The sequence below is a fragment of the Streptomyces sp. NPDC020983 genome, assembly GCF_044333485.1.
Lineage (GTDB): Bacteria > Actinomycetota > Actinomycetes > Streptomycetales > Streptomycetaceae > Actinacidiphila.
This window is the reverse complement of record NZ_JBIRRA010000009.1, coordinates 125,997-150,979: the sequence shown is the minus strand read 5'-3', so window position 1 is coordinate 150,979 and position 24,983 is coordinate 125,997. Positions and strand designations below refer to the sequence as shown.

The following is a 24,983-nucleotide window of genomic DNA, read 5'->3' as shown; positions in this document are numbered from 1 at the left end:
GGCACGCAGCCCGGCGGCGGAGAAGGTCATGCGGGGCGGCGAGGCGGTCGGTCCGGTCACCTTCCCGGCCCGAGGCGGGACTCGGGCGCCGTGCCGGGGCATGCGGTGCGGGACAGCGGGCCACGGCGCGGGCGGGGCTTGTGCGGGGGAGCGCGGCTCGGGAAGGCTGGAAGCATGGGCGAGGGGACATCAGCGGGCGCGGGTGACGGTGCGAGGCCCTCCGACGGGCCGGCGGGGAGCGGTACGGCGAGTGCCTCGGCCTCGGCCGCGGAAGAGCGGCGGGCCGATTCGGACAGCGACCGCCTCGCCCGTATCGACGCCTACGTACGCGATCAGCAGAAATCGGGCAGCGACTGGGTCGGCAAGGTGAGCACCTACGTAGGGCTCGCGGCCTTCTTCTTCGGTATCGGCACTTTCGCGGATCTTCAGCACCGTTTCTCGGCGAGCGACAGGGCGGCGGCCGCCGCCACGGCCGGCGCCGTCGATTCCTTGCAGAGCGTGTGCGCGAAGGACCGGTCAGGTGCCGTACCGCCGAAGAGCGCCGACTACGGCGCTCTCGCCGCTTACGACCGGTCCGTTCTCGTCGAACGAGACGCGCGCAACTACATCTGGGAAGGTCTGAACACGTCGGATCTGCCCGACGAGGACGTCGAACTCTTCACGGCCATGAAGCACTCCTACTTCGCGGCGAGTGATTTCCTGGCCGCCGCCCTCTCCGCCGCGGAGGCCAGGGACGCCCGGGGTTACGCGACAGCTGTGGGGCAGTACAACGACGCCGACAGTCTGTTCCTGGAGGAATCCGCCGCCTTCGGCCTCGCGCAGGGCGCGTGCAGTTGGGCGGTTCCCGACGCGCCGGACGTCACCTCCGTCGGCCGGGCGGCCCAGAGCTAGCGGGGGCGTCGCCGCCGCGGGTCTCGCCCCGGAGTGCGGCGGCGGGCGGGGCGCCGGGTGGCCGACGGTGCTTCCCGCGTGCAACGCGGGCTCACCGGTCCGTCGCACGGCCGCGGGCGGACGCTCAGCGACCCGGACAACGGGAACCGCCCCCGTGGCCGCTCCGCCGCGGCGATCTCTTCGCCGGTAACGCGATGCGTCACCACCGGAGGTGCTCATGCGGTGGATCAGCCGAAGGAGCAAGATCGCATAATCGGTCGATGGGAACAGTGGCAGCGTTGCACCGGTATCCGGTGAAATCCATGCTCGGCGAGGCACTGACGTCCGTGCGGGTCACGGAGGAGGGGCTGTCCGGAGACCGGGTGTTCGCGGTGCTCGACGAGGGGGGCGCCGTCGGCAGTGCCAAGCACCCGCGCAAGTGGGAGCGGCTGCTGCGCTGCCGGAGCCGGCTGACCGGCCCCGCGACGGCCCGGGTGGAGCTGCCGGACGGCTCCGTCCTGCGTGCCGGGTCGGCGGAACTGGACGCGCGCCTGTCCGACCTGCTGGGCCGGCGGGTGTCCGTGTCGGACGCCCCGCCGGAACACGGCACGCTCGAACGCGCCGTTCCCCGGTACGACGGCGGCGTCCCGGACGTCCTGCGCGACAAGGCACGCGTGGACGAGACCGGAGACACCATCACCTCGGGGCGAGTCGCCCCCGGCACCTTCTTCGACTACGGCAGAGTCCACCTCGTCACCACAGCGAGCCTGCGGCGGCTCCGCCGGATCCACCCCGCGGGGGACTTCGACGCGCGTCGCTTCCGGCCGAACCTCGTGGTCGACGTCGCCGGCGGGCCCGGATTCCCCGAGGACTCCTGGCCGGGCTCGACGCTGCGGATCGGCGAGGCCCTGTTCCAGGTCACGGTGCCCACGCCCCGCTGTGTGGTTCCGGCCCTGGGCCACGCCGAACTGCCCGCCGACTCCGGCATCATGCGCGCGGTGGCCCGCGAGCACCGGGTCCCGGTCCTCAGCCTCGGCCGGCTGTCCTGCCTCGGCGTGTACCTGGACGTGCTGGAGCCCGGCGCGGTCCGGGTGGGCGACGCGGTGGTAATCGGCGCGGGTGGATAGCGGATCCGCGGTGGCGGACACGGGTGCGGGCCGGAGGACCTCACGGCTTGTGGGTCACCCAGAGCAGTTCCGCCGGCCAGCGGTGTGCCCAGTCGGGTGGGTCGGTCTCGTTGTAGCCGTTGGGCGTTCCGGGGCCGGGCCGCGGCTCGACGAGGTCGTCGATGACGAGACCCGCGCCGCGCAGGACCCTGACCCAGCCGCCGTAGGTGAGCTGGTAGCTGGTCGCGCCGTCGGTTTCGTCGACGGCGTCCAGACCGAAGTAGTCCCGCTGCAGGGTCGTGGTCACGCGGCCGGCGGCTTCGTCGTAGCACGCCTCGAACCACGGGCTGGCGACGTTGAACACCAGGCGCCCGCCCCGGGCCAGGACGCGTGCGGCCTGCGGGACGGCCAGGTGCGGGGGCGCCCAGCTGAGCCCGCCGAAGTCGCAGAACACCAGGTCGAAGCTGTCGGCGGCGAAGGGGAGGTGTTCGGCGGCGCCTTGCACGAGCGGGTAGCGTGCCGATCCCCTCGCGCGGGCCGCTGCGGCGAGTTGGGCCTCGGACAGGTCGAGCCCGACGACGGCGGCGCCCTCGGCGGCGAGCGCCCTGGACCACTGGCCGGCGCCGCAGCCGAGTTCGAGCACGCGCTTGCCGGTGACGTCTCCCAGGGCGTGCAGGTGCGCGTCGGGGATGGAGTACATGCCCCACAGCCGGGGCGCGGCGCCGATCTGCGGGTCGTGCTCGTGCTGGTAGGCGCTGCTGATCCGGTTCCAGAGCCGCCGGTTGGCGGGGATGCTGTCCACGTGCCGACTCCAGCACCGCCTGCCGGGGGCGGTCAACAGGAGGAGGGCACGGGTCTTTCCCCGCCCCGCCCGGGGCCGCGGAAGGACGGGGCCCCGGTACGGCACGGGCCCGCGAAGCCCGCCCAATGCCCGCTGCGGCGGCCCGCCGGTCTGATGCCGTACCGGCATCACAGGCCCGCGCACAGGTCTTGGACGCGCACGGGTGCCCGGCAGGAGGGTGGAGGTGATCGGCGAAAAGGAAAGGTCCACACTCATGAAGGTCTTCGTCACCGGCGGCTCCGGTTACCTCGGCACAGCGGTCCTGCGGGCGCTGCACCGCCACGGCCACACCGTGCACGCGCTGGCCCGCAGCGAGAACGCGGCGCGGGCGGTGCGCGCCCTCGGGGCGACCCCCGTCCGCGGCGCCCTGGACGACCTGGCCGTCCTCAACGACGCGGCCGCGCAGGCCGAGGCCGTCGTCCACCTCGCGCAGGCACGCACGGGAGAGGAGGACCTGGCCGCGGCCACCGCCATGCAGGACGGCATCGGCGCGGGCCCGTACCTCCACACCGGCGGCACCTGGGTGTACGGCGACACCCACGGCGTCGTCGGCGAGGACGCCCCCTGGGACCCGCCGGCCCTGGTCGCCTGGCGCCGCCCCGTCGAGGACGCCGTCCTGGCACGTGCCTCCCGCGGCGGCCGGCCCGTCGTCATCCGCCCCGGCCTGCTGTACGGCGACGGCAACGGGCTCATCGACATCTTCTTCGTCCGGCCGGCCCTGGAGGCCGGTGCCGTCGCCTACATCGGCGACGGCACGCAGCACTGGGCCCTGGTCCACGTCGAGGACCTGGCCGGACTCTACGTGGCGGCCCTGCGGGCCCGCCCCGGTTCGGTCTACGCGGGAGTGGGCGGAAGCAACCCCACCGCGCGGGAGGTCGCGGAGGCGCTGAGCCACGGTGCGGGGCTGGACGGCCGGACCGTGTCCCTCACGCTGGAGCAGGCACGTGCGGACATGGGCCCGATCGCCGACGCCTTCGCCCTGGACCAGCAGCTCACCCCGCAGCGCGCCCGTGACGAACTCGGCTGGGCCCCGGCCTTCACCGATCCCACGGGCGTGCTGGCCAGGGGGTGAACGGAGTCCCGTCCTCCGTGGCAGCGCCACGGAGGACGGGTACGGAGAACACAGCCCGCCACGGCGACGGGACGGAACGGAGGGGCCCCGGCATGGACCAGGACCTGGACCTGCGCAGACTGCGCTACTTCGTGGCGGTGGCCGAGGAACTGCACTTCGGGCGGGCCGCCGGGCGGCTGCACATCGCCCAGCCGGCCCTCTCCCGGCAGATGCGGGCCCTGGAGGACGACCTGGGCGTGCGGCTCTTCCGCCGGGACCGGCGCGGGACGGAGCTGACGGCGGCCGGGGCGCAGCTGCTGCAGGACGCCCCGCGGCTGCTGGCGGCCTCCGCGGCGGTTGCCCGCGCGGCCGTCGCCGCCGCCGCGGACACCCCCACCTTCACCATCGGCTTCATGCCGGGCATCACCGTGACCCCGGCGGTGCGGGCGATGACCGGACGCCACCCCGGTCTGGAGATCCGGCTGCTGCGGACGGGCTGGCACGACCAGGCGGAGGTCCTGCACGACGGCCGTGCGGACGTCGGCATCGTCCGCCTCCCCCTGGACCAGCGGGGTCTGCGGGTCCGGCCGCTGTTCAGCGAGCCGCGCGTCGTTGCGCTCCCCGCGGACCACCCGCTGGCCCGGAGGCCGGCCGTCGCCGTCGCCGACCTGGCCGGGGAGCATCTGCTGCAGGACCCCGACGCGGTACCGGAGTGGCGGGACGTGGCCGTGGAGCTGCGCGAGGGCGGACGCGCCGGGGTGCCGCCGATCCACAGTGTGGAGGAGAAGCTCGAACTGGTCGCGGCGGGGGCGGGCGTCTGCGTCATCCCGCTGTCCACCGCCGGCTTCTACACCCGCGCCGACGTGGTGGTCCGTCCGGTCACGGACATCGCGCCCGGCCGGGTCTGCCTGGCCTGGAGCGCCGGCCGCAGCTCGTCCCTGACCACGGACTTCGCCGAGGCCGCCGAACTGCTGGTACCGCCGGAAGCAGACTGATCCGGGGTGCCCGGGGCGGCGGCCGCCCCCCGTTGCGGGCCCGCGCCCCCGGTGGCCCGGCCGCGAAGGGAGGCGCAGGCCGTGGGCGGGACCGGAGGGGCATCCCGGCGGGCAGCCGCGACCGCCGCCGCCCGGCCGGTCCCGCAGTCCGCGCGGGCGCAGACGCGGCCCCCGCCCACCCGGCGCGGCCGGGCCCCGGCCCTGGCGGCGCGTCCCGGGGTCACCCGGCGCCGGACACGGGTGCGGCCGGTGTGACGGAGGCGGCTAGGGCGTGTCCGCAAAGTCCCGTCGTCCGCCCGGAGGGCGGGGCAGACGGTGTCTGGTGCGTGCGATCGCAAGGCGGAGGGTCGTCCTCGTAGTGGGCCTACTCGGACGAGCCCGACAACGTAGCGAGCGTGCGTGCCAGGCGCCGTGTGCCAGGCGGGACTTTGCGGACACGCCCTAGGTCCACAGCCGCGGGCCACCGTGGTCGCGCAGCCGGCGCAGGAAGGACAGCACGCCCGCGCTGCCCGTCGCCCAGCCCGGTCCCGACGCGGTCAGCGTGTTGTCGGGGAAGACCGGACGCCGCGGGGTGCCGCCGCTGCGGGCCAGGATCAGCCCCGCCACCTCCTCGGCGGCGCGGTGCAGCCGGCCGTCGCCGGTCGCGGCCGCCGCGTCGACGAGCAGCTCACCGACACCGGCCAGCCCGCAGCACTGGGACACCGGGCTCATCCGGGGCGCCAGGGCGTGGCACGCCCGGGCACACCGCACCCCCAGGCCGGTCAGGAGCGGGTCGGCGTGGTGCTCGCCCGCCTCGATCAGCACCGTTCCGATTCCGGCCAGCCCGCGGCACCAGGACCCGTACCGCCGGTGCGCCTCGGGGCGGGCCGCCAGTTCCAGCAACCGCGGGGTGTGCGCGGCCAGTTCGTCGAGCCCGCGGCGGGCGGCGGCGCCGGCGGCCCGGTCACCGGTGCGGCGGTGGTAGCCGTACAGGAAATGCACGGCGCCCGCCGAGCCGTGGGCGAAGCCGAAGGCGAACGCCGCCTCGGACGACGCCGCGCAGTCCGGCGGCACGGCGCGCTCCTGCCGGCCCCGGGCTGCCGGCAGCGCCCGTACGCACTCGCCCGCCGCGGCCGTCCGCGCGTCGCCCTCCGCGACCCGCCCTGCGGCGTAGGAGCGTCGGGCCAGTGCGAGCAGCCCGGTCCCTGTGCCCGCGGCGCCGCTGATCTGGTCCCCGGTGCTGTCGTACGGGCGCTGCCCGCGCGGGGCTGCGAAGGCCGCGCTCCTGCCGGCCGTCGCGGCGGCCGATTCGAGGAAGAGGTCGACGCCGGTACGGCCGACGTGCAGCCCGGCGGGCAGCTTCGGCAGGTCCGGGTCGCCGGCGGTCCGGCGGGCCAGCTCCGCCACCGCCTCCGGCACGCCCGGATGTCCGGTGTGGTGGAGCAGCTCAAGGCCCAGGCCGGCCGCGCCGTCGTAGAGCGTCGTCCCGGAGCCCTGCCGACCGTCCCGGGAGCGCGCCGCGGCGGGAAGGTCCGCGGCGGCGGCCACGCAGGTCTCGACGGTGTGCGCGATCAGGTCGTCCAGCAGGCCGGGGGTGATCCGCGGCGGGGCCGGGAGCGTGTGCCCGGCGGCGGCGGGCGGCTCAGGTGCGCCCCGGCGCCGTGCCCAGGCGGTGCGCCGCACGGTGTCGGGGTCCGTCAGCCCCGCGACGAGTTCACGCGCCGGCCGGTGCGCGGCGCCCGGGAGCGCACCGGCCAGGCAGGCCAGGGTGCGTTCGCGGTTGACGGCGTCGTCCCGGTCGACCACCACCGGATCCATGCCGGTCAGCGCGAAGTGCAGCGTCGCGCCGAGCGCGTAGTGGTCGTCGGCGGGCCGGGGCGGCCCCCCGGCGCGGTGGGCCGGCATCGAGTAGCCGGGCGTCGCGCCGGCCGGCCGCTCGCCGTGCAGCGCGCTGATCCCGAAGTCCACCAGGGACACCGCACCGTCCGTGCCGAGCACCACGTTGGACGGCTTGAGGTCGCCCACCACGACGCCACGGGCGTGGACACCGTCGAGCACCGCGAGCAGGCGGCGGGCCAGTGCGGTGATTCCGCGGCCCGTCGCGGCACCGCCGTCCGGCAGCGCATCCGTGGGCTCGTACGGCCCGTGGGCGAGCACGTCACGGCGCAGGTCGAGGGGGCCGCGGTCGGTGGTGACCAGGTACTCGTCGCCGCCGTGCCCGAAGTGGTCGCGGACGGCGGGTACCCCGTCCAGGCCGGTCAGGGTCAGGAGGACGGCGTGCTCGTGCCGCAGCCGGCCGCGGGCGTCGACACCGTCGGCGTCCTCGCCCGCGAACGCCCTGGCCTGTTTGACGATCACCGGCTCGCCGGTGACGGTGTCCACGGCCCGGTAGACGTCGCCGTGCGGGGAGCGGGCGATGCCCGACGTGAGCCGGTAGCGACCGCCGAGCAGCCGGGCCGCGGGGGACGGCCGCGGCGGCTCCGCCCGGAACGGGTCCGTGGCCCACGGCGGCCGGCGGTAACGGGTGCCCGCGCGGCCGGGGAAGGTCACCCCGCCGGGGCCGGTCATGGTGAGCGCGGCGCCGTCGGCGCCTGTGGTGCGGAAAGGGCCGTAGCGGTAGGAGACGGGGGAGTCGGGGCGGATCCGCCGGTCGCTGAGCACCCGGGGCGCCGGCCGGCCCGCCAGCAGCTCGGCGAGCTCGCCGCCCAGCGCCGTCACGTCCGCCGGGCGCGGGTAGACGGTGACCGCCTTCCCGACCAGCGCCGGATCCCGCTCTCCGCTGTTCATCGCCCGTAACTCCCCGGCATCGGCAACGAACTTGGCGTCGCAGGCGTACCGCAGCAGCACCGGGACGACCAGCTCCGCGATCCGGGAGAGGTCGCCCGCCCGGGCGGAGACGTGCAGCTTCCAGCCGTGGTCGGGGAGTTGCCCGTCGCCGCCGCCGAACAGGCAGAGCCACGGGCCGTCGCGGACGAGCCGCCGGCCGCTGCCGGTGAGCAGCGCCGCGAGCCGCTCCGGGAAGCCGGAGCCGGCGTCCTCCCGGGAGCCGGACGCGGACGTCCCCGGGGCGTGCGCCCCGGGCCCGCCCGCGTCCGCCGGGGATGTCCCGGCCGTCATGCCGGGACTATTCGCAGCCGAGGCGGGTCGTCGCGGTCGGGAAGGGCTCGGGCAGGCAGGCCTCGACACCGCGGCCGGGGTCGGCCTGGTCCTCGAAGGGGATCTCTTCTTCCTCCACGGCCACGTCCAGCGGGCCGGCGTCGCGAACGTGCAGCGCCACAGGGCTCATGGTGGTCCTTTCGTCACGAGAAGGACGGGACGGCCCGTCCGCAACGGGTCGTCATGTTCCTGCCAGTTTCGCCACGGCGGCGCGTGCGGGCAAGGAGCGCGAACCGGCCGTCCCGGAAGCGGCGGCCGCCGCCGGGCACGGGCCGGGTTCCGGTGAGCGGCGCCTGCCGTACGCTGCGTCCGTACGGCTACCCGTGGGAGGCGGTCACCCTGATCACGCTGGATCTGCATCCGATCTTCCGCAACAACCGCGACCTCGACGTCGCGCTGCGGCAGGCGCTCTTCAGGGCTGCCGCCACCGGGGTCGACGTGCTGCAGGTCATCCCGGGGAAGGGGACGGGCGCGCTCAGGCAGCGGGTGCTGACCACGCTGGCGCAGGCGCACCTGAAGAAGCTCTACGCCCGCGTCGAGGTCGACCCGGACAACCCCGGGCGGATCCTGGTCCACCTGCGCTGACGGCGAGCGGCTTCCCGCGCCCCCCCTCGCGGTCGCCGCCCGCCCACCCCGGCGCCGGCCCCGCGGCCGCGGCTCCGCCCGCCCGCGTGACGCCGCGCCCGGATGCCCCGTCCCGGCCCCTCCCCGGCGGACGCCACCTGTCCCCGCCGCGCCGAGCGGTGCTGCCCGCCTTCCGTGTGCCGCGCCGCAGATCATGTGCCGTATTGACAGGTGCATGCCGGTCAGTGACGCTGTACTGCCGCCCCACGTTCCCCAAGAGGCCCCGGGGGGTGGCGTTTTGAGCATCCTGAACCCCACGAAGGAGCCAGCATGCGCAGATTCCTGTCCCGCGCCGCCACTGTCGCGGTGACGGCGGCCACCCTTGCCGCTCCCGCCGTGCCGGCCGGCGCGGCGGCCGCACCGGAGCTGTCCTTCCGCCCCCTGCACTACAACATCAACGGCTACAACTGGGGCGGTTACGCCGCCACGGGCAGCGGCTTCACCTCGGTCTCCGCGAGCTGGACCGAGGCGAACGCGACCTGCAACTCCACCGACGACCTCTACGCCCCCTGGGTCGGCATCGACGGGTACGGCTCGTCGACCGTGGAGCAGACGGGTGTGGCGACCGACTGCTCCAGCGGCAGGCCCGTGCACCAGGCCTGGTACGAGATGTACCCGGCGAACCCGGTCTACCTGAGCGTCAGTTCGTACCCGGTCTCGGCGGGCGACCACATCACGGCGCTGGTGACCTACGCGGGGAGCAACAACTACACCCTCAAGCTGACCGACTCCACGCGCGGCTGGACCTACAGCACCACCAAGTCCCTCTCGGCCCGGCGGGTCAGCGCCGAGGTCATCATCGAGTCGCCGACCGGGGCCTACCCGAACTTCGGCACCCTCAACTTCACTTCGGCCACCGTCAACGGAAGCTCCCTCGGCTCCTTCGGGCCGGTCGCGCTCGACCCGTCGAACGGCGCGTACGAGGCCCGGACCGGTGCGCTCGGCTCCGGCGGCACCAGCTTCAGCGAGACCTACCTGCGGGAGTAGCCGCACCGCCGCAGGGCCGCCGGGCCCTGCCGCCGGGGCCGGAGGCGGACGCCGCCGTCCCCGGCGGCGCGGGCGGCGGTGCGTACGGCGAGGACAGTGGGGCGCAGGCGTCGGGGTGCGCGGGGGCCGGGCGGCCACCGTTCCCGGGGCGCCTGCGCCCCTCGCGGCGTCCTCGTACGGCATCCGGGGCGGGGCCGGGCCGGGTCACAGCAGCCGGTCGACGAGCCCCTTCACGTACTCCGGGGTGAGCGGGCCCATGCCGAACAGGACACGGATGTACATCGGGGCCAGGATGTGGTCCAGCACGTCGAGCGCGCTGGGCGCGTCCTCGCCGCGTTCGCGCGAGCGGTCGAGCATGGACTGCAGCTGCCGGGTGCGCTCGTCGCGGAGGTCGTCGCGCGCCTGCAGGCCCCGCCGGTCGTTGCCCGACAGCGCAACGGCCAGGCGTACCAGCGCCAGACCGTCGGGTCCGGTGATCTCGCGGGCCACGGTGGCCGCGTAGGTGTGCAGGTCGCCGGCCAGGCTGCCGGTGTCGGGCATCGGCGACCGCGCATTGAGGCGGGTGAGCGCCACGTCGGTGAGCAGGGTCTCCAGGCCGCCCCACCGGCGGTAGATGCTGCTGTCGGCCACGCCCGCGCGCGCCGCGACCTCGCCGACGGTGAAGTTGCCGTAGCCGCGCTCGCTGATCAGGTCGGTGACGGCCCGGTGCACCTCCGCGGCGACGCGCGCGCTGCGCCCGCCGGGCCGCCGGGCCCGCTGCTGCTCGTTCATGTCCGCCACCTTAACGCAGTCGGCTCTTGCGTTTGTGGGGCGGTTCTCCCTATAGTCGCCTAACGCAGTCGACGACTGCGTTAAAGGTTCAGGTGTGTGCACCGCCCCCGCGTCGACCGCGGCCCGGTGAGCCGCCGAGGGAGGGGAATCCCCATGACCGCATCGCATGCGACCGCAGGCGGCCGATCGGGCCGCACCGCGCTGCTGACGGTGACCTGCCTGGGCCAGTTCATGGTCCTGCTCGACAACACGATCGTCGGAGCGGCGCTGCCCGACATGCAGCACCGGCTGCACACCGGGCTGACCGGCCTCCAGTGGATCGTCGACGGGTACGTCCTGCTCGTCGCGATGCTCCTGCTGTCCGGCGGCATCTTCGCCGACCGGTTCGGACGCAAGCGGGTGTACCTGGCCGGCGTGGTGGTGTTCACCGCCGCGTCCGCGCTGTGCAGCCTCGCGCCCTCGGCCGGATGGCTGGTCGCGGGACGGGCGGTGCAGGGGATCGGGGCCGCGGCGCTCAGCCCCGCCTCGCTGGCGCTGCTGGCCGCGGCCCACCCCGTACCGCAGGAACGCATCAGGGCGATCGGGCTGTGGGCCGGGCTCAGCGGGATCGGCCTGGCCGCCGGCCCCGTGGCGGGCGGCGTGCTGACCGACGCCTTCGGCTGGCCCGCCATCTTCCTGGTCAACGTGCCCGTCGGCGTCGTCCTGCTGCTGGCCGGCCTGCGCCACCTCGAGGAGTCCCGCAACCCGGAAGCCCCCGCGATCGACGTCCCGGGGACGGTGCTGTCCGTCCTGGCGGTGGGGGCGCTGACCTACGGGCTGATCGAGGGCGGCGCCCGCGGCTGGACCTCACCGCTCATCCTGGGAGGCTTCACCGCCGCAGCGGCCCTGTTCGCCGCCTTCGTCACCGTCGAAGCGCGCCGCTCCGCGCCGATGCTGCCGCTGCGGCTGTTCCGTCAGCGGCTGTTCACCGTGTCCAACACCGCCATGACCGTGGTGGGGTTCGCCCTCATGGGCTCGTCGTTCTTCTTCTCCCAGTTCTTCGTCTACGTCCAGGGCAGCTCGATCCTGCGCGCCGGCCTGCAGACCCTCCCCACCTCCCTCGCCATGGTGGCCGTCAGCCCGTACGCGGGCCGGCTCGCCGCCCGCTACGGCTTCCGCATCGTGACCACCACCGGCCTGGCCCTCGCCGGCCTGGGGCTGCTCACCCTGGGCGCGGTGCACGCCGACACCGGCTACGGGAACGTGTGGTGGCGGCTGGTGGTCGCCGGCGCGGGCTTCGCCCTGGCCCTGTCCCCCCTGACCGGCGCCGCCATCCAGGCCGTCAGCCCGCAGGAGGGCGGCCTCGCCTCCGGCATCAGCAGCACCACCCGCCAGATCGGCGCGGTGCTCGGTGTGGCGGTGCTCGGAGCCGTCGTCCGCACCCGGCAGTCCGGCGGCTCCTCCTTCGAGACCGGCATCACCAGCGCCTTCACCGTGGCCGGCGCCGTCACCTTGGCCGCTGCCGCCTTCACCGGCCTGTGGCTGGCGAGGTCCGAGCCCGCGCAGGGCCCGGCGGCGCCGCCGCGTTCCACCGGTGCAGACACGCTCGGCACCCCGAACGAGGTCCCCGTGAACAGCCGTTGACGCCCACCGTCCGCGAGGTGTCCCCGCCGGCCCGGCGGGCACCGCCCACGGCCCGGGCACCGGCGCGTGGTGTGCCCGTGCCGCCGGTGACGTCCCCGCCGGCCGAGGGCGGCGGCGCACCGCGGACCGGCCGCGCAACCACGTGGGCGCGCCGGACGGAACCTCGGCGCCCCCCCGACGGCCGTTCCGGCCGCCCGGTCGCGCCCGGCCGGGTCAGAGGCCGAAGGCCGCGGCCACCCGTGCGCAGAGTGCGTCCTCGGACACGGTGGTGTCGACCCTCACGGTGGGCAGGCGCAGGAGCTCTGTCTCCCCCGCCAGGCGCTCGGTGAACATCCGGTCGCGTTCGGCGAGATTGCGGGCTGCCGTCGCCGGATCGCTGGTCCGCCGTACGAAGCCGTCCGACGGCGCGGACCGGCTCCGGACGGCGGCCCGGCGGAAGTCCGGTGTGGGGAGGAGCCAGACGGCGTGCCCGGGAACGGCGAGCAGGGGCTTCACGAGGCGGGGGAGCAGCCGGAAGCCCTCGACGATCACGCCCCGGTCCCCGGGCATCCGCAGCAGGTCCTCGACGATCAGGCCGAAGCCCTCGCCCCGGAACCAGTGGAACGTCTCGAGCATGACCTCCGGGGAGCGGTTCACCCAGCGCTCGTCCATGTCCATCGCCATGAAGGCGTGCAGGAGCGGGGCTTCACCGGGAGTGGTCCTTCCCGCGTGATCCCGCATCACGTCGTCGGTCGCGTAGAGGCGCATGCCGAAGCGGGAGGCGAGCCGCCGGGCGACGGTGGACTTGCCCGCCCCGCTCCCGCCGCCGATCCAGTAGACGTGCCGCAGCCGTGCCGGGAGTTCCAGGGCCTCGGCTTCCTCCTCGTGGCGCTGCATGTGTCTCCTCCGGGACGGTCACGGTGTCCGGTGCCCGCCGTCTGCCGGGACGGCGGGCACCGGCGGTTCTCCGCGGCCTTCCCCCCAGCGCCCGCGGGGCCGGCACGGGCGCTCCGGCGTCAGCCCGAGACGGGCGGGGGAAGGAGCCGCAGGGTCTCCAGAGCGTACGGCGCCAGGCGGAGTTCGGAGCCCACCGGCTCGGCGTGGGGGAGGGCGGACTCGTCGAGCCGTACGGGCCGGGCCGTCGTGCCGGGCGCGAGCGCCAGGCGTACGGTGACCGCCTCGCGGGTCGGGTTGGAGACGCGCAGGATCAGGCCCTGCCCGTCCTCCGCCGGCTTGAGCGCGGTGATCGGCGCGCCGGCGACGGTGAACGGCTGCGGCGACCGGGGCACGGGCGCGGTGCCGGGGCGCAGCGGCACCGCGTACAGCGGGGCCTTGACCGCGGTGGCCAGCCGGACGAGGCCGGCGTCGCCCTCGGCCTGCCGCCCGGCGCAGACCAGCAGCCGGAAGTGCTGCGGGCCGCGGCACTGCGCCTCCGGCGTCGCGAGCATCGGGCCGGCCCCCGTGGTACGGGCCGCCAGGTCGAAGCGGGAGAGCCAGCCGACCGATCGCAGCAGTGTGACGGCGAGTTCCTCGCTGCCGGTGGCGGTGTGCGGGGCGCCCAGCCCGGTCCGCTCGTGCAGTCCCGCGGCGGCGACGGCGACCCGCCCCGCGCCCTCGCCCAGCGCGCTGACGGTCTGCACCGGCACCGCGCCGTACTCCGCCTCGTGCGCCGGCTCGGAGGGCAGCGGGCCCATGTCCGGGCCGACGGGGTGGTCGAGCAGGCTGAAGTGGGTGTCGGCGGTCCAGGTCCCTGTGGGCGACGGGGTGGGGAAGTGCAGGCGCAGCCGGTGGTCGTCGGCGGTGTTGTCGAAGCGGATGTCCCATTCCAGGGGCGCGGCCGGGTCCCGCCAGGCGGTGACGGTGATGCGGACCGGGACGGTCGCCACCTCGGTGCTGCGGGCGTCGCGCCCGGTGTTCAGTCCGCGCGGCAGCGTGAGTTCGGCGCCGAGTTCCAGGCGCGTGCGTACCGGCGAGGTGTGGCGGCGCACCGAGCGCAGGACTGCCGTGACGGGGGTGTCGCCCGGCACGGGGTCGAAGTTGTACGTGTCCCCGCGGTCGCCCTCGTCCACGAGCCGCCCGAGGCCCGGCAGTTCGGTGCCGTCCGGCAGGCGCAGCGTCAGCGAGGCGTCGTCGGCGGCGGTCAGGGTGGCGCCACCGGCGAGCGGCAGGACGCGCGCGTCCGGTTCGGGGTGCGGCAGTGCCGCCTCGGCCGGGCCGTCGGCGAGCCGTACGGTGTGGACGGCGTGGCCGAGGGCGGGCACGCCGTGGGCGATCAGTGCCAGGCGGTGCCGCAGGGCCGGCCGCGAGTCGGGCATGAGGTCGATGTCCGCCTCGAAGGCGGTCTCCGGGCCGAGAGGTACCGACTCGAAGGGGATCTCCGTGCCGTCCGGGTCGAGCACGGCGGCCGGATGGGTCCCCGGGGCGGTCAGTACCTCGACGGTGACCGGTCCGCCGGCCTCCTGCGGGCGGGGGTTGAGGACGGCGAAGCGCAGTTCGCGCTCGGCGGGGGCGCCGTACTGGCGGGTGTCGAGGCCGGCGGCGGCCAGGGCGCGCAGCACCACGTGGCCGGCTGCCTCCCGCACCCGCTCGAAGCGGGTGACGTTCTCCCGGTGCACCTCGTCCACGCTGCACCCGCAGATGGAGTCGTGCGGGGAGTTGCGCAGCAGCAGCTCCCAGGCGTGGCCCAGGTCGGCGGCGAGCGCGGGGTCGTCCGGCGCGTGCAGGGCGACCAGCGGTTCGGCGCGCTGCTCCAGGAGCATCTGGGCCTCGGCGTTGGCCTGCTTGAGGTAGGCGCGGGCCGAGAGCGTGCCCGGCAGGATGAACGTCAGCCGGCCGGGCCGGTGCCGCAGCGCGCCCTCGACCAGCGGCAGGCCGTCCTCGCCGCCGGCCCGCGCGGCGGCGAAGAACTCCTCCAGGGTGCTGTGCCGCAGCGTCATCCGCTCGTCCGCCGCCACCCCGGCGAGGTCCCGCAGCGCGCCGACCGGGTCGGACGGCGCCAGGTGGTCGCCGCCGTTCATCAGCAGCCACGGCCCCCCGGGAAGCCGGGCGCGTTCGGTGCGCGCGAACTCCCTGAGGCGCAGAACGCGGCCCTGCGCGCCGTCCGGCTCCGGCCACAGGACCTCGGCCGCGTGGTAGCCCTGGTTCACGGCGAAGACCTCCGACCCGTCGGGGGAGCGCCACCGGAAGCGGGCCGTGCCGTCGGGCGCGCCGCGCCACACCAGGGCGGTGTCCATGCCGAAGCCGGTGAGGATGCGCGGCAGGTCGGCGGGGTGGCCGAAGGTGTCGGGGCAGTAGCCGACGGACGACAGGCCCGCGGCCGTCGCCCCCCAGCGGCGGGCGGTGAGCAGGTTGCGGATGAGGTTCTCGCCCGAGACCAGCTGGTTGTCGGCCAGGACGTGCCAGGGGCCGAGCGTGAGCCGGCCGGCGCGGGCGTGGGCGCGCAGCCGTGCCGCGAGGTCGGGGCGCAGCGCCTGCACGTCGGACAGCACGATGGTCTGTCCGTCGAGGTGGAAGGACGCCATGCGGCCGTCGTCGAGTTCGTCGCAGACCCGCTCGGCGAGTTCGGCCAGCCGGGCGCGGAACGCCTCGAAGGGGCGGTACCACTCGCGGTCCCAGTGCACATGGGTGAGGACGTGGCAGGTGACGGCGGGTGCGCCGGCGTGCTCGGCGCCGGGGCGGGTGTCGGTGGTGCTCATGCGGGGCTCTCCGTGCGAGGGGCGGTCAGCGCGGTGACGAACCGCCGGGTCAGGTCCGCGGGTCGGGTGATGGCGCCGCCGACGACGACGCAGTGGGCGCCGGCCGCGAGGACGGCGGCGGCCTGTTCGGGGGTGGTGATGCGGCCCTCGGCGGCCACCGGTGTGCCGGTCCGCGCCGCCAGCGACGCGACGAGGTCCAGGTCCGGTCCGGCGGCCGCGGAGCGGGGCGCGCCCGTCCCGGTGTAGCCGGACAGCGTCGTCGCCACCAGGTCGGCGCCCGCCGCGGCCGCCGCCAGCCCCTCGTCCAGGGTCGAGACGTCCGCCATGACCAGCACCCCGGCGGCGTGCAGTGCCGCGAACGTGGCTGCGATGTCCAGGCCGTCGCCGCGCGGGCGGCCGGTCGCGTCCAGCGCGACGATGTCGGCACCGGCCTCGGCGACGGCCAGGGCGTGGCGCAGCGTCGGGGTGATGTAGACGCCCTCCTCGCCGTCCTTCCACAGGCCGATGACCGGCACGCGCACCGCACCGCGCACCGCGGCCACGTCCTCGGGGCCGTTCACGCGCACGGCCGCCGCACCGCCCATGACCGCGGACCGGGCCATGGCCGACATGTGGACCGGGCCGTGCAGCGGCTCACCGGGCAGGGCCTGGCAGGACACCACCAGCCTGCCGGCGAGACCCGGCACCAGGGACTTGCGGTCCGGGACCGGGAGGTGGGGCGGTGATCCTTCGTTGGGGTGCACAGATTGCCTTTCTCAGCGTGTGGTGCTGACGTCGAGTGCGCGGTCGACCGCCGTACCCAGCGCGGTGACCGCGTCCGGCCACGTGCGGCCCACGGCCACCGGGGCCGGCTCGAGGCCGGGTACGAGCCGCCGGGCGGCGCCGGTCAGGGCCGCGGCGTCGGCCTCGTCCACGGGACGTGCGAGCTGGGCGTCGAGGGTCTCCAGACGCGTCCCCGCCAGGCCGCCGGCGACGGCCAGCAGATGGGCGTGCGCGAACGCGGGGTGCTCCGGCGGCACGTCCAGCAGCCAGGCCAGCGGTACCCCGGCGCGCACCAGGTCCCGCTGGACCCCGGTCACTTCGGCCGGGTCGGTGGCGGCCCGGAGCGGGGTCAGGCCGCGGCGCACGGCGTACGCGGCGAGGGTGCCCGCGGCCTCGCCGACGGCCCACTCGCCGTGGTGGACGCGGTAGGCCGAGGCGGCGACCTGGGTGGCGGCCAGGTTCTTCGCCGCCGCCACCAGGTTCACCGGCTGCTCGCCGACCAGGGCCGACAGCGGGATCTGGAAGGGCGCGGTGGGCGCGTAGGCCGAGCCGGGATGTCCGACCCGGGCGTGCAGGTCCATGTGGTAGAAGGCCGGTCCGCACGAGTCGGGCATGTTCGCCGCCCGCGCCCGGCCGGGCTCGGGCAGCAGGTCCTGCTGGCGCACCGGCCGGGGGGAGGCCAGGCGGCGCGACTCGCGCACGTACGGTTCGGCGGCCAGCCCGTCCGGGGTGCCGGCGGCCTCGGGGGACAGGCGCAGGCCCGGGTAGCCGCGGCCGCTGCCGTCGTCGCGCGGGCACTCGGTCTGCAGCCAGTGCAGGAACGCCAGCGACAGGGTGCGGGCCTCCGCCGCCGCCCGGCGCGGTTCGTGGATCAGCGAGCTGTCGGCGTAGTCGTTGCCGGACCAGTTGACCAGGGCGATGTCGGGGCCGCCGAGCACCCCGCCCTCGCGCAGCCGGCGGTAGGTCCAGAACGGGGGGTGGCCGTCCGGCCCCTCGGTGAACATCCGGTAGCGGTGCGCCCGGCCGTCCCAGCCGTCGATCTCCAGGGTGAACGGCTGGCTGTCCCGCCGGCGCAGGTACCCCTCGGGCCGTGGCACGGTGTGGTCCTCGCCGGGCCGGTGCTCGACGGTGAAGCCCACCGTGCACGACTGGACGGCGTACGGCCGCGGTCCGCCGGGCAGCGCCAGGCTCTCCCCGTGGGCGTCGCGCCCCTCGGAGCCGGCCACCCAGGCCGCTCCGGCCAGCGGCAGCAGCTCCCCGGTCTCGGTGGCGTCGCAGAACACCTCGGCGCTCACCAGGACGGAGCCCTCCGAAGGGGGCTCGCCGGAACGCGCCACCGGCTCCAGCCGGACCTCGCCGACGCGGTCAGCCTCGCGCCGTGCGGCGGCCGGGCGAAGGCCCGTCAGGACCGTCAGCCGCCCCGCCGCCACGTGCGGTGCGAGCAGGTCCGCGAGGACCGCCTCCGCGGCGGCGGGCTCGAAGCACAGCCGGCTGACCCATCCGCCGCCGGGGTTGGCGACGCCGCCGTAGCGCGCCCGCAGGGCCTCGCGGAGCCGCCGGTAGGAGGCCGAGACCCCGCCGCGCTCGACATGCGGGTGCTCGTCGAGCGCGGGGACGAGCTGGGTGGTGATCTGCCCGCCGAGCACGTCCTGGTCGGTGGTGAGGACGACGGTGCGGCCCGCCGCGCAGGCGGCCAGGGCGGCGGAGACCCCGCCGAGGCCGCCGCCGATCACGGCGACGTCGGCGGCGGTGCGCCGGGGGGAGGGAGAGGTCATCGCTGGGGCTCCTGCGGCAGGTCGCCGGGGACGAGGGAGAAGTCGACTTCGAAGGTGCGGTGCCAGGGCAGGCGCACCGAGGCCTGATCCACCGCCAGCCCGCCGAAGGCGGGCAGCCGGCCGCGCAGCGCGGCCAGTTCGGCCGCCGCGGCGCGCAGCGCCGGATGGCCGGCGGGGACGTGGTCGTGACGTGCGGGGTCGCTGCCCAGGGCGGCACGGGTGTGCCCGCGCGCCACGGACATCCAGCCCCAGTCCTCCAGCAGCCGGTGCAGCAGCAGCCGCTGGTGGGCGTACGCGTCCAGCCGCCCGGCACGCTCGGCGCAGACCGCTGCGACCAGGTGCGCGGCCACCGTGCCCAGCGTGTTCCCCGCGGTGTTCCACCCCGCGTAGGCCGTCAGGCACTCCAGCACGCCCGCCTCGGCGAGCGCAGCGATCAGGGCCGGGTCGGCGCCGTTGGGCTGGGCGCAGTCCGCGACCGCGACCCGCGCCCCGCCGTCGAGCAGCCGTACCGCGCGGTCGGCGACCGCCCGGGCGGCCCGCGCGTCCGTGGTGCCCGGCGGGTTCACGGCCCAGTCGCCGCCGGGCGCCGGGGTGTGGATCAGCAGCACGGCGTCCCGCCCGCCGGCCGGTCCGCCCGGCGGCAGCGGCACCGCGCCCGCGGCCCGGAGCTGCCCGGCAGCGGTGTCCGCGACGGGCACGTTCTCGTAGGCCGCCACCCGGGCCAGCCCCGCGGGGTCGGCCGCCTCGACCGCCACCCGCACCGGTCCGGTGCCGAGCAGGTCGCGTACGGTGCGGGCGACCAGGACCGTGCACGCCTCGTCGGCCCCCGGCCGCACGGAGACCCTGTCCGCCAGGCCCGCGACCGACGTCCAGTGCCTCAGGTGCTCCAGCTCCCATGTGGCCAGTGCGTGCGGGGCGGTGTCGTCGGCCCCGACCACCAGGGAGCGGGCGGTGCCGTCGGCGGCCAGCTCCAGGGCGGCGAGGTTGAGCGCGTGGTTGCGCAGCCTGCGGGTGAGGAAGTCGGCCCGCACCTCGCCGGGGACGTCGGTGCCGGGCCGCGGTCCGCCGTCCCGGGTGAGGCCGCGGTGGAGGGCGGCCGAGAGCCGGTGCAGGGCGGGGCCGTAAGGGTCCCAGTAGTCCGGCTCCTCCATCGCGTCGGCGGAGTCGGGGGTCCGGGTGACCAGCGTGACGGCGTGCACCGGTGTGCCGCGGCGGCTCAGGCCGCGCAGCGGCTGCCAGCGCGCGGCGACCGTCCCGGCGTCGGCCGGCGAGGTCCGCGAGGCGATCAGGCCCCCGTACCCGAGCATCTCCAGCGACACCACGGCCGCGTCCGCCGGCTGCCGGCCGAGCCACGCGCCCAGCGCTTCCGGGTCGCCCGGCCGCCGCACGCACGGCAGCGTGCCGGCGGGCGGTAGCAGGAGGTCGACGCCCGCGACGGCGGCGACCATCCGGGGCAGCGAGGTGCACGCGGGACGTTCGTCCAGCGGCAGCAATGCGATGCGCGGGCGTTCCGCGCCCGTGCCGGCGGCGACGGGGCTCATGAGCGGCCTCCCGCGGACGGGGCGAGGTGCCGGGTGACCGGCCGGCGCGCCTCGGCGGCGGCTCCGACCAGCACAGCGGCGCCGCCCAGCGAGGAAGCGGACACGCGCACCCCGGCCAGCGACGGCAGCGTGTGCGCCCGGACGCCGTCGGCGACGGCCTGCGGGAACCACGGCCCGGACGCCAGTACGCCGCCGCCCAGTACCACCACCTCGGGGTCGAGGACCGACACGACGCCGGCGACGGCGGCGCCGAGGGCGGCCCCGCCCTGGAAGAGGACCTGGCGTGCCTCCGCCACCCCCGCGCGGGCGAGGGCCGAGACGTCCGGCAGTCCGGCGATGCTCCGGTCCGGGAGGAGACCCCGGGCCCGTACGGCCATGGCGGGGCCGGAGGCGACGGCCTCCACGTGGCCGGCGGCGCCGCACGGGCAGACCAGGCCGGCCGCGGCCCCGACGCCGACGTGCCCCAGGTGGCCAGCGGCACCGTGCGCCCCGCGCACCACCGCACCGCCGACCGCGACCGCGCCGCCGATCCCGGTCCCGGCCATGACGGCGACGGCGCTGCCGCAGCCGCGGGCCGCGCCCGCCGCCAGTTCGCCGGCCAGGAAGGCCTGCACGTCGCCCAGGACGGTGGCCGGAACGCCGAACCCGCCCTCGAAGGCGTCCGCGACGGGCGTACCGGCCCAGCCGGGCAGCGCCGACGTGGCGGCGGTGACCGTCCGGCCCGCCGCGTCCACGACACCGGCGCTCCCGACGCCGACGGCGACCGGGACCGCGGCGGCTTCCGCCAGCGCCTGCCGGGCCAGCCGCAGCGCCGTGGCGAGGACGGCCGGGCCGCCGTCCTCGGCCGGGGTCGGCTCCGTCACGGCCGCGGTGACCCGGTGCCCGGCGGTGACCACGGCGGCGGTCGTCTTGGTGCCGCCGATGTCCACGGCCAGCACGGGCGCGCCACCGGGATCCTCGCCGGGGGAGGAGGGGTGAGGGGATGTCATGGATGCCGTTCCCGGGTGATGGTGAAGTGGAAGTCGTACCGGTCGGCCCGGTAGAGGCTGACGGCGCGTTCGACCGCGCGGCCGCGGGCGTCGCGCGTGAGCCGCTCGACGTGCAGGGCGGGGAACTGCGGCGGGACCTTCAGCAGCCGGGCCTGCGCCGCGTCGACGACCGTGGCCCGTACGGTCTGGTCGGCCGCCTCCGGCGCGGCGCCCACGCGGTCCAGCACGTCGTACAGCGAGTCGGGCTCGCCGGCATCCAGCAGGTCGGGCACCAGGTGCTCGGGGAGCCACACGTTCTCCAGGCACATCGGCACGCCGTCGGCGGTCCGCAGCCGTTCCAGGTGCACCAGGGGCGCCCCCGGCTCGACGAACAGGTCCCGCGCGTTGGCGACGTCGGCCGGCACCCGCTCCATGACCAGCAAGGTTCCCGCGGGCACCATGCGCCGGGCCCGGATGTCCTCGGAGAAGGACGTCAGCCGCAGCGACTTGCTGATGGTCTCCGCCTCCGCGACGAAGGTGCCCGCACCCTGCACGCGGTAGATCCGGCCTTCCTGGGTCAGGCGCTCGACGGCGCGGCGCACGGTGACGCGGCTGACCTCGTAACGCTGCATCAGCTCGCGCTCGCTCGGCAGCATCTGGTGCGCCTCCGCCGCCTCGACCAGGTCGAGCAGCCTGCGGCGCAGTACCTCGTGCTTCGGCTCGCGGACGGTACGCACCTGCGCCGGTACGGACGCGGAGGCGGTGGCAAGCTCCCGCTCGGTGTTCCCTGTCATTCCTTGACTGCTCCTTCACCCACGCCCCGGAAGAAGAACCGCTGCAGGGCGAAGAACAGCACCAGCAGCGGTACGACGGCCATCATCGTGCCTGCGGCGACCACCCGCTGGTCGTCGGTGAAGGTGCCGGACAGGTACTGGATGCCCACCGTCAGCGTGTACTTGGCCGGGTCGGACAGGACCACCAGCGGCCACAGGAAGTCGTCCCAGGCGAAGACGAAGCTGAAGATCGCCACCGCGGCCAGGCTGCCGCCGACGGAGGGGAGGGCGACGCGGAAGAACCGCTGCAGCTCGCCCGCGCCGTCCAGCAGCGCGGCCTCCTCGACCTCACGGGGGAGCCGGCTGAAGGCGTTGCGCATCAGGAGCACCGACAGGCCGGAGGCGGCCAGCGGCAGCATCACCCCGATGAGGCTGTTCGTCAGGTGGAGGTTCCTCGCCACGAGGAACTCCGAGACCATGATGCTCTCGAAGGGGATGATCATGGTGGCGAGGAAGACGCCGACGGCGATACCGCGTCCGCGGAACCGCATCCGTGCCAGCGCGTATCCGGCCATCGAGCCGAACAGGCAGTTGGTGATCACCGAACCGAGCGCCACCAGCAGCGAGTTGCCCGCGTAGTGGAGAACCGGCACGGTGTGCAGGACCTCGGTGTAGTGGTGCAGGGTGGGGTGGTGCGGCAGGAGCTGCGGCGGATAGCCGAAGACCCGTTCCCCGGCGCCCTTCAGCGACGTGGACAGCTGCCACAGGAAGGGGCCCACGGTCAGGGCGAGCACGCAGCACAGCAGCACGTAGCGCGCCGCGAGCCCGGCGGCTCGCCGCCGGCGCCGCGCGGTGTCCGCCCGGGCCGGCCGGGCGGGGGCGGTGCGGCCGGTGCCGCGCCGCGGGCCGCCCGGGGACGGGCGGGTGGTGGGGGAGTCCAGCGAGGTCATGCCCGGTCCTCCCGGGTGTTGAGCCGGGTGACGGCGACCGACAGTCCGAGGGTGCCCAGGAAGAGCACCAGGCTCATGGCCGAGGCGTACCCGGCCTCGCCGCCGAGGCCGAGGCCCGTCTCGCGGATGGTGTAGACGAGGGTGCGCGCCTGGCCGCCGGGGCCCGCGCTGCCGTCGCTCAGGGTGAAGACCTCGGCGAAGACCTTGGCGCAGGCGATCGCCGACAGCGTCGCCACCAGCACCATCGTGGGCCGGACCAGTGGAAGGGTGACGCTGCGGAAGCGCCGCACCGCGCCCGCCCCGTCGACCTGCGCGGCCTCCAGGAGCGAGGCCGGCACGTTGGCGAGGGCCGCGAGGTAGATGACCATGTAGTAGCCCAGGCCCTTCCAGACGGTCATCGCCATGGAGCTGAACAGCAGCCAGCGCGAGTCCGTGAGGAAGGGCACCGGCTCCGACACCAGGTGCAGGCCGCGCAGCGCGGCGTTGACCAGGCCGTCGCTGGACAGCAGCCACGACCAGATGAGCCCGGCGACCACCATGGACGCCACCACGGGCGAGTAGAACACCGCACGGAAGAAGCCGATGCCCGCGACCCGCCGCTGCACCAGTACCGCGAGCAGCAGCGGCAGCACCACCATGCACGGCACGACCACCACGATGTACAGCGCGGTGTTGCGCACCGACTGCCAGAACTGGGGGTCGTGCCACAGCCGGTGGTAGTTGGCGAGCCCGGTGAAACGGCCGCCGCCCAGCGTGCTGGCGTCGGTGAACGACAGCACCACGGTGTTGGCGAAGGGGACCAGGAAGAAGGCCACAGCGATGGCCAGCGCCGGGGCGAGGAAAAGCCAGGGTACGTACCAGCGGCGGCCGGTCACGCGGGCCTCCTTGTCGGGCTCGTGGGGCTTGTGCGGGCTTGGGTTGACCCGGTGGGGCTTGGGGGGACTGCGGTCCGAACCGTGCGTGCACGGTGTCGTGGGGAGGGCGCCCGTGCGCGGCGGGGGCGGTCGCGCACGGGCGGCGGGTGTCAGCGGGCGGCCGAGGTGATGGCGTCGGCGGCGGCCACTGCCTGGTCCAGCGCGTCCTTGGCGGACAGCTTGCCCTGGAGGGCGAGCTGGACCTTGCCGATGACGGCCGCGGTCACACGGGCGTCGTACTGGACGGGGACGAGGTTCTCGGCCTTGGCGATCTGGGCCGCCGAGATCTTGCGGGCCCGGGCCTCCACCGAACCGTCGCCGTCCGAGGTGAAGTACGGGTCCTTCAGGGACGACAGGGTGCTCGGCAGGATCGTCACGATCTTGCTGAAGGCCAGCTGGTTCTCGGCGTTTCCGAGGAACTCGGCGAAGTTCAGCGCTGTCGTCCGGTTCTTGCTGCTCTTGGGGACCAGCAGACCCATCACGGACATGTTGGTGGTGCCGTCGGAGCCGGTGATCTGCGGGCCGACCCCGGTCTGGGCGGCGACGGCCGGCGCGTTCTGCTTGACCACGGTCAGGAAGTTGGGACCCGAGGGGAACAGCCCGATCCGGCCGGCCTGGTAGGCCTCGGTCTCCTTGCTGTGGTCCTGGGTCAGCGAGTCCTTCGGGTAGACCCCGCCCTTGTAGGCGTCGACGAGCTTCTGCAGGTACGCGACGGCCGCGGGGGTGTTGAACGTCCACTTGGTGCCGGAGTCGTCGAGCAGCGGCACGCCCTGCTTGGCCAGGTCGGTGATGAAGCGGTTCTCCAGCGCGGGGTGCAGCCCGTAGGTCGACCCGTGCCCGGCCCCGGAGAGCTTGCGCCCGTCGGCGAGCAGTTCGTCGAACGTCGACGGCGGAGTGTCCGGGTCCAGCCCCGCCTTGCTGAACAGCTGCTTGTTGTACATGGTGACCTCGGAGGTCAGGTACCACGGGATCGCGTACGCCCCGGACCTGCCGGGCACGGTGAAGGCGCTCCACGCGCCGGGCACGTACTCGGACTTGACGCCGGCCGCGGCGGCGTCCATGTCGACGAACAGGCCCTTGGCCTCCAGCGCCTGGGCGAACTGCGGGTTGAGGTTCACCACGTCGGGCAGCGCGCCGGCCGTCGCGTCGGTCGTGAGCTTCTCCTGAGCGCCCTGGAACGGGATGTCCACCCACTTGACCTTGGTGCCCGGGTGGGACTTCTCGTAGGAGGCGATCACCTTGTTCATGTAGTCGGTGAAAGTCGGCTTCAGCTGCAGCGTCTCCAGCGTGATCGTGCCGGAGACCTTTCCGCTGCCCGCGGCGGGGCCGGAGTCCTGCGACGACGAGCCCGACCCCAGGCCACAGGCTGTGGCGGTCAGCGCCACGACGGTCCCGACGGCGGCAAGGGGCAGGCGTCTGCTGCTGGGCATGTCTCTCCTCGGACAGTGGAGACCACAAGGTCCACGGTCATGTCGCTCCAACTGGTAGCGACCACTTGCCGCACGCTCTCATCGGTAGTCCCAGCTAGTCAAGGGATCAGTGGCAATGAAGCGCGAATTGATCCCTACCACTGTCGGTGCTGCTGCGAGTCTGGTATCCAACTGGACTGACGGGCGCGCCTCT

The 24,983-nt window shown here is 75.2% G+C and carries 21 protein-coding genes; 7 read left to right on the top strand and 14 right to left on the bottom strand.

Features of this window, described 5'->3' with window-relative positions; all coding sequences use genetic code 11:
* Nucleotides 1-174: 174 nt before the first annotated feature.
* Nucleotides 175-891 carry a hypothetical protein gene (locus tag ACH4SE_RS21680; RefSeq protein WP_398545049.1) on the top strand — a complete coding sequence of 239 codons (717 nt, stop codon included), beginning with the start codon at nucleotides 175-177 and terminating at the stop codon, nucleotides 889-891.
* 260 nt (nucleotides 892-1,151) lie between these two features.
* A complete protein-coding gene (locus ACH4SE_RS21675) occupies nucleotides 1,152-1,997 on the top strand; it encodes an MOSC domain-containing protein (RefSeq protein ID WP_398545048.1) in 846 nt (281 codons plus the stop codon).
* Between the two features lie 40 nt (nucleotides 1,998-2,037).
* Here the strand turns inward: ACH4SE_RS21675 and ACH4SE_RS21670 are convergent, their stop codons facing one another.
* On the bottom strand, nucleotides 2,038-2,778 hold the full coding sequence (locus tag ACH4SE_RS21670; RefSeq protein ID WP_398545047.1) for a class I SAM-dependent methyltransferase: 741 nt from the start codon (nucleotides 2,776-2,778) through the stop codon (nucleotides 2,038-2,040).
* Between the two features lie 253 nt (nucleotides 2,779-3,031).
* On the opposite strand from ACH4SE_RS21670, the gene ACH4SE_RS21665 reads away from it, so the two are divergent.
* Together ACH4SE_RS21665 and ACH4SE_RS21660 are read left to right on the top strand one after the other, a co-directional pair.
* Nucleotides 3,032-3,889, top strand: coding sequence for an NAD-dependent epimerase/dehydratase family protein (locus tag ACH4SE_RS21665; RefSeq protein ID WP_398545046.1), 858 nt, complete (start codon nucleotides 3,032-3,034; stop codon nucleotides 3,887-3,889).
* Nucleotides 3,890-3,981: 92 nt separating this feature from the next.
* Nucleotides 3,982-4,863: a LysR family transcriptional regulator gene (locus ACH4SE_RS21660; RefSeq protein ID WP_398545045.1), complete on the top strand. Its 882-nt coding sequence runs from the start codon at nucleotides 3,982-3,984 to the stop codon at nucleotides 4,861-4,863.
* Nucleotides 4,864-5,304: 441 nt separating this feature from the next.
* On the opposite strand, the gene lanL is transcribed toward ACH4SE_RS21660, so the two are convergent.
* Both lanL and ACH4SE_RS21650 read right to left on the bottom strand, forming a co-directional pair.
* Entirely contained in the window at nucleotides 5,305-7,959 is a 2,655-nt protein-coding gene (lanL, locus tag ACH4SE_RS21655) for a class IV lanthionine synthetase LanL (RefSeq protein ID WP_398545044.1), read from the bottom strand.
* 7 nt (nucleotides 7,960-7,966) lie between these two features.
* Nucleotides 7,967-8,119 (bottom strand): SflA family class IV lanthipeptide, encoded by a 153-nt coding sequence (locus ACH4SE_RS21650; RefSeq protein WP_398545043.1) that lies wholly within the window; start codon nucleotides 8,117-8,119, stop codon nucleotides 7,967-7,969.
* 161 nt (nucleotides 8,120-8,280) lie between these two features.
* Between ACH4SE_RS21650 and ACH4SE_RS21645 the strand changes: the two genes are divergently transcribed.
* The gene (locus tag ACH4SE_RS21645; protein WP_398545042.1) at nucleotides 8,281-8,583 is read left to right on the top strand and encodes a Smr/MutS family protein; all 303 of its coding nucleotides are present in this window, start codon (nucleotides 8,281-8,283) and stop codon (nucleotides 8,581-8,583) included.
* Between the two features lie 309 nt (nucleotides 8,584-8,892).
* Nucleotides 8,893-9,609, top strand: coding sequence for a G1 family glutamic endopeptidase (locus ACH4SE_RS21640; protein WP_398545041.1), 717 nt, complete (start codon nucleotides 8,893-8,895; stop codon nucleotides 9,607-9,609).
* A gap of 204 nt (nucleotides 9,610-9,813) precedes the next feature.
* Here ACH4SE_RS21640 and ACH4SE_RS21635 read toward each other — a convergent pair whose 3' ends face one another.
* Nucleotides 9,814-10,380, bottom strand: coding sequence for a TetR/AcrR family transcriptional regulator (locus ACH4SE_RS21635; RefSeq protein ID WP_398545040.1), 567 nt, complete (start codon nucleotides 10,378-10,380; stop codon nucleotides 9,814-9,816).
* A gap of 153 nt (nucleotides 10,381-10,533) precedes the next feature.
* Here ACH4SE_RS21635 and ACH4SE_RS21630 point away from each other — a divergent pair, with 153 nt between their 5' ends.
* Nucleotides 10,534-12,003, top strand: coding sequence for an MFS transporter (locus tag ACH4SE_RS21630; protein ID WP_398545039.1), 1,470 nt, complete (start codon nucleotides 10,534-10,536; stop codon nucleotides 12,001-12,003).
* Nucleotides 12,004-12,216: 213 nt separating this feature from the next.
* Here the strand turns inward: ACH4SE_RS21630 and ACH4SE_RS21625 are convergent, their stop codons facing one another.
* From ACH4SE_RS21625 to ACH4SE_RS21580, 10 genes are all read right to left on the bottom strand, one after another.
* Complete coding sequence (locus ACH4SE_RS21625; protein ID WP_398545038.1) at nucleotides 12,217-12,879, bottom strand: hypothetical protein; 663 nt, start codon at nucleotides 12,877-12,879, stop codon at nucleotides 12,217-12,219.
* A gap of 119 nt (nucleotides 12,880-12,998) precedes the next feature.
* Nucleotides 12,999-15,677: a glycosyl hydrolase-related protein gene (locus tag ACH4SE_RS21620; RefSeq protein WP_398545037.1), complete on the bottom strand. Its 2,679-nt coding sequence runs from the start codon at nucleotides 15,675-15,677 to the stop codon at nucleotides 12,999-13,001.
* Entirely contained in the window at nucleotides 15,674-16,420 is a 747-nt protein-coding gene (locus ACH4SE_RS21615) for an N-acetylmannosamine-6-phosphate 2-epimerase (RefSeq protein ID WP_398545036.1), read from the bottom strand. The genes ACH4SE_RS21620 and ACH4SE_RS21615 overlap by 4 nt, the downstream gene beginning before the upstream one ends.
* 12 nt (nucleotides 16,421-16,432) lie before the next feature.
* Nucleotides 16,433-18,214 (bottom strand): FAD-dependent oxidoreductase, encoded by a 1,782-nt coding sequence (locus ACH4SE_RS21610; RefSeq protein ID WP_398545035.1) that lies wholly within the window; start codon nucleotides 18,212-18,214, stop codon nucleotides 16,433-16,435.
* Nucleotides 18,211-19,755, bottom strand: a complete 1,545-nt coding sequence (locus tag ACH4SE_RS21605) for a DUF4127 family protein (protein WP_398545034.1) — start codon at nucleotides 19,753-19,755, stop codon at nucleotides 18,211-18,213. The genes ACH4SE_RS21610 and ACH4SE_RS21605 overlap by 4 nt, the downstream gene beginning before the upstream one ends.
* On the bottom strand, nucleotides 19,752-20,744 hold the full coding sequence (locus tag ACH4SE_RS21600) for an ROK family protein (RefSeq protein WP_398545033.1): 993 nt from the start codon (nucleotides 20,742-20,744) through the stop codon (nucleotides 19,752-19,754). The genes ACH4SE_RS21605 and ACH4SE_RS21600 overlap by 4 nt, the downstream gene beginning before the upstream one ends.
* Nucleotides 20,741-21,517, bottom strand: a complete 777-nt coding sequence (locus tag ACH4SE_RS21595; RefSeq protein ID WP_398545032.1) for a GntR family transcriptional regulator — start codon at nucleotides 21,515-21,517, stop codon at nucleotides 20,741-20,743. Before ACH4SE_RS21595 ends, ACH4SE_RS21600 begins: the two co-directional genes overlap by 4 nt.
* Nucleotides 21,514-22,446, bottom strand: coding sequence for a carbohydrate ABC transporter permease (locus ACH4SE_RS21590; protein ID WP_398545031.1), 933 nt, complete (start codon nucleotides 22,444-22,446; stop codon nucleotides 21,514-21,516). The genes ACH4SE_RS21595 and ACH4SE_RS21590 overlap by 4 nt, the downstream gene beginning before the upstream one ends.
* Entirely contained in the window at nucleotides 22,443-23,321 is an 879-nt protein-coding gene (locus ACH4SE_RS21585; protein WP_398545030.1) for a carbohydrate ABC transporter permease, read from the bottom strand. The genes ACH4SE_RS21590 and ACH4SE_RS21585 overlap by 4 nt, the downstream gene beginning before the upstream one ends.
* Before the next feature lie 149 nt (nucleotides 23,322-23,470).
* Nucleotides 23,471-24,790, bottom strand: a complete 1,320-nt coding sequence (locus ACH4SE_RS21580; protein ID WP_398545029.1) for an ABC transporter substrate-binding protein — start codon at nucleotides 24,788-24,790, stop codon at nucleotides 23,471-23,473.
* Between the last annotated feature and the right edge of the window lie 193 nt (nucleotides 24,791-24,983).

Bases quoted from the DNA above. Each gene is read 5' to 3' on its own strand.
- ACH4SE_RS21680 (WP_398545049.1), top strand. From the start codon at position 175: ATGGGCGAGGGGACATCAGCGGGCGCGGGTGACGGTGCGAGGCCCTCC.
- ACH4SE_RS21675 (WP_398545048.1), top strand. From the start codon at position 1,152: ATGGGAACAGTGGCAGCGTTGCACCGGTATCCGGTGAAATCCATGCTC.
- ACH4SE_RS21665 (WP_398545046.1), top strand. From the start codon at position 3,032: ATGAAGGTCTTCGTCACCGGCGGCTCCGGTTACCTCGGCACAGCGGTC.
- ACH4SE_RS21660 (WP_398545045.1), top strand. From the start codon at position 3,982: ATGGACCAGGACCTGGACCTGCGCAGACTGCGCTACTTCGTGGCGGTG.
- lanL (WP_398545044.1), bottom strand. From the start codon at position 7,959: ATGACGGCCGGGACATCCCCGGCGGACGCGGGCGGGCCCGGGGCGCAC.
- ACH4SE_RS21640 (WP_398545041.1), top strand. From the start codon at position 8,893: ATGCGCAGATTCCTGTCCCGCGCCGCCACTGTCGCGGTGACGGCGGCC.
- ACH4SE_RS21635 (WP_398545040.1), bottom strand. From the start codon at position 10,380: ATGAACGAGCAGCAGCGGGCCCGGCGGCCCGGCGGGCGCAGCGCGCGC.
- ACH4SE_RS21630 (WP_398545039.1), top strand. From the start codon at position 10,534: ATGACCGCATCGCATGCGACCGCAGGCGGCCGATCGGGCCGCACCGCG.
- ACH4SE_RS21625 (WP_398545038.1), bottom strand. From the start codon at position 12,879: ATGCAGCGCCACGAGGAGGAAGCCGAGGCCCTGGAACTCCCGGCACGG.
- ACH4SE_RS21620 (WP_398545037.1), bottom strand. From the start codon at position 15,677: ATGAGCACCACCGACACCCGCCCCGGCGCCGAGCACGCCGGCGCACCC.
- ACH4SE_RS21610 (WP_398545035.1), bottom strand. From the start codon at position 18,214: ATGACCTCTCCCTCCCCCCGGCGCACCGCCGCCGACGTCGCCGTGATC.
- ACH4SE_RS21605 (WP_398545034.1), bottom strand. From the start codon at position 19,755: ATGAGCCCCGTCGCCGCCGGCACGGGCGCGGAACGCCCGCGCATCGCA.
- ACH4SE_RS21600 (WP_398545033.1), bottom strand. From the start codon at position 20,744: ATGACATCCCCTCACCCCTCCTCCCCCGGCGAGGATCCCGGTGGCGCG.
- ACH4SE_RS21595 (WP_398545032.1), bottom strand. From the start codon at position 21,517: ATGACAGGGAACACCGAGCGGGAGCTTGCCACCGCCTCCGCGTCCGTA.
- ACH4SE_RS21590 (WP_398545031.1), bottom strand. From the start codon at position 22,446: ATGACCTCGCTGGACTCCCCCACCACCCGCCCGTCCCCGGGCGGCCCG.
- ACH4SE_RS21580 (WP_398545029.1), bottom strand. From the start codon at position 24,790: ATGCCCAGCAGCAGACGCCTGCCCCTTGCCGCCGTCGGGACCGTCGTG.